We start from the raw sequence: 6,247 nt of genomic DNA, 5'->3' as shown, positions 1-6,247 counted from the left end.
TGATGGCTCGCCTGGCTGGATTCGAACCAGCGACCAACCGCTTAGAAGGCGGTTGCTCTTTCCACTGAGCTACAGGAAAATTTGGTGGGCCGTGAAGGATTCGAACCTGTCTACCCTTCCCTTATGAGGGGACCGCTCATACCAAATGAGCTTCCGGCCCAGAAATAAAAAACCCGCTCGGAGGCGGGTTTGATGTCGTGTAGGCGTAATATCCCACGATGGAAAGCATACAGGACAGTTTTATGCAAAGTCAACACTAACGTGCAAAAAAGTGTCACCATTTGCTCCGATCATATTAATAAGTTGTCGCCTTCTCAAATTCCACTGCTGCATGACGCTCCCCCTGACGCAAAGTGTCCACCAGCATTTCATAGAAGGGTTTCCAGTTACGTGACCATGAGGACTGATGGAGGTCCGGGAGACGCTTCAGAATGGCTCGGTGTACCGTCGCCGAGGAGATAGCAGAGAAGCCATTACCAGAGCAACGTTCACACGTTTTGAAAACCGGTGCGCCACGTTCTTTGGTCGCTTTGCGGTCCAACACTTCGCCTTTACCGCCGCATCTGCACCGCGCAAGGATTACCTTTTTCCCTCCGCAGGTTTCGCAAACCCTTTTCACCAGCTCATTTTTAATCTTCGGGGCCACCACTTCGGCACCGTCGGCGTCGAAAATACCAGGATGTTTAACCACATCCTCATTCCCGGAGATAAAACCGGTACCGCTGCAACTGTGACATGTCACGCTGGTAGCCGCAGAACGGGAGTAATCAGCAAAGGCCAATTGTGCCAGCATCTGCATACACCATCCGAACTGCCCACCAGCTGCTTTGCGAACATTCTTCGGTGCGACATCCATCGCATATCTCGCCAGCGCCTGAACTGCGAGCTGTTCATCCGTTTTGCTGATTCCTGCTTTACCGAAGAACGCCGCCAGGCCGAAGCGCGCGCGGCTGCTGGTGGTACCAATCGCCGCCATTACGTCTGTTCCTGTAAGGCGGTCCGGAGAGGTTCCTTTCACGTCGTCGCTGATGTGCATTCCCTGAGGACTAAAATGTTTGAGTGATGCTTCCAGTTTCATGCGGCCACCTGCTGTTTTTTATAGAAAACCAGCTCACGAACCTGATCGCCATTCATGAGCATATTGTTGAAATCATCGTGATCCGGCCAGTACACGCTCACGCGCTGCAGGTCATTTTTAGCCACCAGATTTGCATGAGCGCATTCGCAGGCAGCAGCTAAACCCGTAGCGCTTGTCTCGTCGCGGTCGGCAAAAATAATCAGATGCTTAACGCCTGCCGGGACCCGGAATTTCTTCATAAAATTGGCGGTCATAGTCGCCCAGGTATTCACTTTGTAAATCTGGTGTGCAGACAGCGCAGTTTCGATACCTTCAGCGATGCCAAGTGTGCTGGCGACCGGGAACATACGGATAGCGACCGAACGAGCGTGATCAAGATAGTTATCTTCCTGCAGAGATTTCTGCCGCTTGGCGCTGGCCCCGATGTCAGCTTTCTTTGCACCATCCAATAACGTCTGATGGAGGTAACACAGTTCCCCTTTATCGTCTGTTGCCAGTGAATAAATAGACTGGTACACCCGTCCGTTATGCCGTTGCTTGGGGTTGAGTCGCACGGCCTCAGCTGGAAGCTGATAAATACCGCGTGAATTCAGGTATTCAGCGCCGGATGTACCGCGCAGAGGAGACATTTTTGCAAAGTTGTTGAGTACCTTTCTCCGCAGCTTGGAAGCGTCGCTAGCCTCGGGAACTTTGTCACGTCTGAACGTATTGCCGATCAGTGCATCGATTTCGCGGCAAACCTCGTTGAATGGTTTGCCCTGGGTTTCGGTAACCAGCTTAAGCCCGTCACCGCTTCCGCAGGTGCAGATCCATGTTCCCGCGCCGTCGCGGTTATCGATGCGGAACTTTCCAATCGAATCACACAGCGGGCACTTCCCCTTAAAGTGATTTTTACCGGTGATCGGCGGCAGGCCGTAATGCTCAAAAATCATGGCCCAATGGCCTTTTGCTGCTTCTACCGTTTTCATGCTCGTTTTCCTAACTGCTGTCTGATGTCGCTGACGTGTTTAAGCGCCTGCTGAACTCTTAGGGGGTTCGGCTGCTCTTCTGCCTGCTTTTGCAGGCGCTGTTCTTTCTCGCGTTGCTTAGCGAAGGCGATCTGTTTGTGCTTAATGAAGTTTGAGACTGTCGGAGTGATGTCCATCGGGTAATCGCTCAGGCCGTTCGGCCATACCCCAAAACGTTCGCGGAAGGTGTGAGAACACCAGGCATCGCTGACAGGCTTTTTCCCCAGCGATATGCGCTGGCGTTGATAGAATTTGATCTGACTCCACCAGGCTTGTTTCTCTTCCTTCGTCGGCTGGCGCTGCTCGCCCCCAAGTTTTTTGAGTTTTCGCCCGGTGTCGGTATCAATGTCCTCACCGGCCAGCGGCTTGTGGCCACATTTAGGGCAGACATAGACGCCAGCAGGCTTCATGAAGTGGCATTGCGAGCATTCGTGAGGCAGCTTTTCTGCTCGTTCCTCAGCTGCGCGGCGCACGCCCTCCTCCATCCCGTCTGATTTACCCGGAAGATCGTCATATTCGATAGAGTCCGGATAACCCAGGCGGTGCACGGTGCCGCTGTGATCGAAGATGAGGCAGGACTCTTTACCCGGAGCGGTGCGCAAGCCACGCCCGAGCGCCTGCAGCCAGCGAATTTCGCTCTTAGTTGGCCTGGCGTAGATGATGCAGCGAACATCGCTGTCGAACCCGGCAACCAGCACCCCTACACTGACGATGATTTTTGTGGCGCCAGTTTCGAAGCGGTGAATGATGGTTTGGCGTTCTTCCGCAGGAGTATCTGCAGTCATAACCTCTGCATTTACGCCAGCCTGGTTAAACTGAATAGTCAGAAAATTAGCGTGGTCTACGTTGACGCAGAACGCGATTGTCGGCAGGTCCCGGCCGTTCTCAAGCCAGTTTTGGACGATATCGCCCACCAGCGTTGAACCACACATGATCTCCGCCAGCTGCGCCTCGTTGTAGTCGGTACCGTACTGTAGGGACGGAGAGGTTTTAACACCTTTCAGATCCGGCTTTGTGGGTGCGTAAAATTCGTATTTGCTCAGGTCGCCGCGCTGGATCAGCTCGCCGATGGTGGTTGGCTTAATCAGTCGGTCGTAGTATTTGCCCAGGAACGGGGAAAACGGTGTACCCGACAGGCCGATCACTTTCACGCCTTTTTCGCGTAGGCGTTCGATATCCTGCAGGATGCGTTTTTTGCGCAGGTGCGCTTCGTCGATAATCAGCAGATCGATATTGTCAGGGAATACGCGACGAATAAGCGTATCGGCGCTGGCGATTTGTATTTTGAGGGTAGGATCGTAGTTTGGGTGATCCGCCCAGACATAGCCGATTTCATCACCCGGCAACCCATACTCCACAAAACGGTTTGCTGTTTGGGTAATGAGGATCTGGTAAGGCGCGCAAAACATTACCCGCATGCCACGACTGACGAACCCCGCAACGATGAAGGCGGCCAGTCCTGTTTTACCGCTGCCCGTCGGCGAGTACACCATGAAGGTTTCCGTATCCTTCCAGTTACGGCGCAGCTGGTTAAGTGCTCGTTCCTGTGCAAAATTCGGTGTGATCGTCAGCTGCATTGTGCGGACCCCGCGGTGATGAGATAATAATTCTGTGATGTGGTTTTCATGGATTCCCCCTCACATGGCTGGTGGCCTCCCCAAAGGCTGCCAGCCTCCCTTCTGATTCAGCTCCCCTGAAAAATCACTCTTCCAGAAAGAACCCTTTTTGTTTCTCAGCGCCTGAGCGCTTTGTACTGGTTTGCTGATACGGGCGTTTTTTTAATTGCGCCCTTAAGACAGTGATCTACTTAACCAATGGATCTCTCCTGTTGGAAAAGACCCTATTCCTACCCCTACACCCAATCCCCCCTTACCCCCCTTTCCCTCTTCCCCATAAAAACGTACTACTTACCTAGTACATACGGGGAGTTGAGTTAGTGAGTTGCCAACCTGAACAGGCACCTTTAAGCCTGCTTTTGTCCGGGTACCTTTAAACCCGCAACAATCAGGAACGCGTTGGCGTTCCGGCCAGGGGAGGTTCGGCGGTATACCCCTGTAAAGCCCTGCCGTGATTTCTCACAAACAGGCGAAGCCGCATATTTGCTTCATGCCTTGCCCGGTTCTCCTTGCGGTATGAAACGGGCTCGGCTTCGAACGATTCCTGATACACAGCTGCATAACGCTGAATTGCTTTTTGACGTGCTGCTGGCGTCAGGCTCAGTAACTGCTGCTTGATCCAATCGGCATCGGCCTGGCTATGCGCCGAAGGCAGTAAATTTAGAGTTTCAAACTGTTGCATTAACCACCTACAAAAAGTGATTACATATCCACTCTTTTTTTGTTAACAGCATCAAGGCCGAGCCTTAAGTGCGCAGGAATTCCATCTTCTGGGGATGGATACAATTCAGGACGAACATCATGCGGTACGATTTTCCAGCCGGTCATTTCACAAATGGGCAAAACATACCGGGGAGGGATTACTGATTTAGAGAACCATTGGTTTACGGCCTGCGGCGAGATTCCCAGGGCTTTCGCAATTGCTCGCTGAGATACGGCGCTCCTCAGTCGATAACGGATTTTTTCATCCATATGACACCATCAAGTTAGAATTGATTTAAAGAGAAGGATATCAAGTTTAAATTAACATGCAAGTTAGAATTTACTCATGTACACTTAAAATCAAGGTTAGCTTTACATGTGTGTGTATTGATGTTGGAACCACTGCATCTGGAGGGGTAATGAAAACTGCGGAAAGGATTAATGAACTTTTGAGGCTCAAGGGGTGGAGTCAGGCTGAACTGGCAAGACAGTTGGGTGTAACAGCCCAATCAGTTCAATACTGGACAACCGGCGAGACTTCACCAAGAGGCAAGCGGCTTGCCAGACTATCGGAAATTAGCGGTCTGCCCCAGTCATGGTTCCTTGGTGAATCTGAGAGTCCGAAATTTCCAAGTACGCATAGGAACGATACCCATGCCGATAGCGTTAGGTTTAGTGTGCTTGATGTCGAGTTTAGTTGCGGTGACGGCTCAAGTGTTAAGGGCGACTTCATTGATGTAGTCAGATCCATTGAACTCGATCCTGAATACGCTCGTCAGTTGGTTGGGAATAGGCCTTTCAAAAATATTGAGATAGGTAACGCCAGAGGCGACAGCATGACGCCAACAATATCTCCGGGGGATTTGCTTTTCTTGGATAAATCAATAACTTATTTTGATGGTGATGGCATTTACGCCTTCTGCTTTGATGGTGAATGCTATGTTAAGCGTCTTCAAAAAATCGGCTCCAAAATGGTAGTTCTTTCAGATAACTCAAACTATCAACCTTGGAGTATTGAGAAAGAAGCATTCAACATGCTTTACATACAATCAAAGGTAATTTCTTCAGTTCCCTTCAATATAAATAGATTCGGTTAACCTTCTGAAATATAACGGGCTTATGCCCGTTTTTTTTACCCATCCCGCGCCAAAATAAATTTTATCAAGTTTAACTTGACGAACTCAAATCTCCGCCATATCCTCTAACCATCAAGTTTAACTTGATTCGATGATAAATTTTCAATCATGACTAGGGGATAACAATATGCATACAAAATCCACCACAGAGCTAATTTCAATGGCACAGGCTGTACTGGTCTCTTTAATCGAATCTCATAAGGTTATAGAACCATGTGAAATTGAGGATAATCTTATGGCTATTAACTCCCTCTTAGTTGACGCCTCAATTTCATCAACTCAAAACTCGTCAAAAAATAAAGTAAGTGATGGTCCTTTATCAGCAACAGCAAAGCTCGAAGATCTCGCTGCTGAAATCACTGAGAATACTTCGTTGTTGGAAGTTATTCACCGCATAAATGAATTCACACCACAAGCCGATAACGCGATTGCTTGTCTGATTCGCTCAATGAATAAGACTTGTGAAACTGCTTATGCGTATGTGGAGCAATTCAGCAATGAAGGGGAACCTAAATGACAATTTCTTTACTTAATGCATTAGGGCGCGTTAATCAGGCGGAAGCTGTTCTTGATGTATGGCTTGAGAGCGCCCGTGATGAATACGAAGCACGCTTAATATCGTCAATTGTTACCTTGCTTGAAGGTGTAGCAGATTCGATAAAAGAAGCAGATAAGAAGCCATATATTCAAAATATGTGACCGGAGAAC

8 protein-coding genes and 2 tRNA genes are annotated in these 6,247 nt (G+C 49.6%); 3 read left to right on the top strand and 7 right to left on the bottom strand.

Annotated elements, in window-relative coordinates; all coding sequences use genetic code 11:
• Positions 1 to 3 precede the first annotated feature (3 nt).
• The 7 genes from M8370_RS03675 to M8370_RS03645 all read right to left on the bottom strand — a co-directional run bounded on the left by M8370_RS03675 (position 4) and on the right by M8370_RS03645 (position 4,673).
• Positions 4 to 79: transfer RNA gene (locus M8370_RS03675), tRNA-Arg, on the bottom strand.
• Positions 80 to 82: 3 nt separating this feature from the next.
• A tRNA-Met gene (locus tag M8370_RS03670) sits at positions 83 to 160 on the bottom strand.
• A gap of 135 nt (positions 161 to 295) precedes the next feature.
• Positions 296 to 1,078, bottom strand: a complete 783-nt coding sequence (locus M8370_RS03665) for an antitermination protein (protein ID WP_250020498.1) — start codon at positions 1,076 to 1,078, stop codon at positions 296 to 298.
• Positions 1,075 to 2,046, bottom strand: coding sequence for a toprim domain-containing protein (locus M8370_RS03660; RefSeq protein WP_126851008.1), 972 nt, complete (start codon positions 2,044 to 2,046; stop codon positions 1,075 to 1,077). Before M8370_RS03660 ends, M8370_RS03665 begins: the two co-directional genes overlap by 4 nt.
• Positions 2,043 to 3,662 carry a DEAD/DEAH box helicase gene (locus M8370_RS03655; RefSeq protein WP_250020497.1) on the bottom strand — a complete coding sequence of 540 codons (1,620 nt, stop codon included), beginning with the start codon at positions 3,660 to 3,662 and terminating at the stop codon, positions 2,043 to 2,045. The genes M8370_RS03660 and M8370_RS03655 overlap by 4 nt, the downstream gene beginning before the upstream one ends.
• A 427-nt stretch (positions 3,663 to 4,089) precedes the next feature.
• Positions 4,090 to 4,383, bottom strand: coding sequence for a hypothetical protein (locus tag M8370_RS03650; protein WP_063144023.1), 294 nt, complete (start codon positions 4,381 to 4,383; stop codon positions 4,090 to 4,092).
• Between the two features lie 20 nt (positions 4,384 to 4,403).
• Positions 4,404 to 4,673 carry a transcriptional regulator gene (locus M8370_RS03645; RefSeq protein WP_044596875.1) on the bottom strand — a complete coding sequence of 90 codons (270 nt, stop codon included), beginning with the start codon at positions 4,671 to 4,673 and terminating at the stop codon, positions 4,404 to 4,406.
• 149 nt (positions 4,674 to 4,822) lie between these two features.
• Here M8370_RS03645 and M8370_RS03640 point away from each other — a divergent pair, with 149 nt between their 5' ends.
• The 3 genes from M8370_RS03640 (at position 4,823) to M8370_RS03630 (ending at position 6,238) form a co-directional block, all read left to right on the top strand.
• Positions 4,823 to 5,500 (top strand): XRE family transcriptional regulator, encoded by a 678-nt coding sequence (locus M8370_RS03640; protein ID WP_044596876.1) that lies wholly within the window; start codon positions 4,823 to 4,825, stop codon positions 5,498 to 5,500.
• 166 nt (positions 5,501 to 5,666) lie between these two features.
• Positions 5,667 to 6,056 (top strand): hypothetical protein, encoded by a 390-nt coding sequence (locus M8370_RS03635; protein ID WP_165556389.1) that lies wholly within the window; start codon positions 5,667 to 5,669, stop codon positions 6,054 to 6,056.
• The gene (locus tag M8370_RS03630; protein WP_044596878.1) at positions 6,053 to 6,238 is read left to right on the top strand and encodes a hypothetical protein; all 186 of its coding nucleotides are present in this window, start codon (positions 6,053 to 6,055) and stop codon (positions 6,236 to 6,238) included. The genes M8370_RS03635 and M8370_RS03630 overlap by 4 nt, the downstream gene beginning before the upstream one ends.
• Positions 6,239 to 6,247: the final 9 nt, after the last annotated feature.

The organism is Enterobacter cloacae complex sp. OE43NF, from assembly GCF_023544405.1.
In the GTDB taxonomy this organism is placed as follows: Bacteria; Pseudomonadota; Gammaproteobacteria; order Enterobacterales; family Enterobacteriaceae; genus Enterobacter; species Enterobacter cloacae.
The sequence above is the reverse complement of the archived record's forward strand: the minus strand, read 5'-3'. Positions and strand labels throughout refer to the sequence as shown.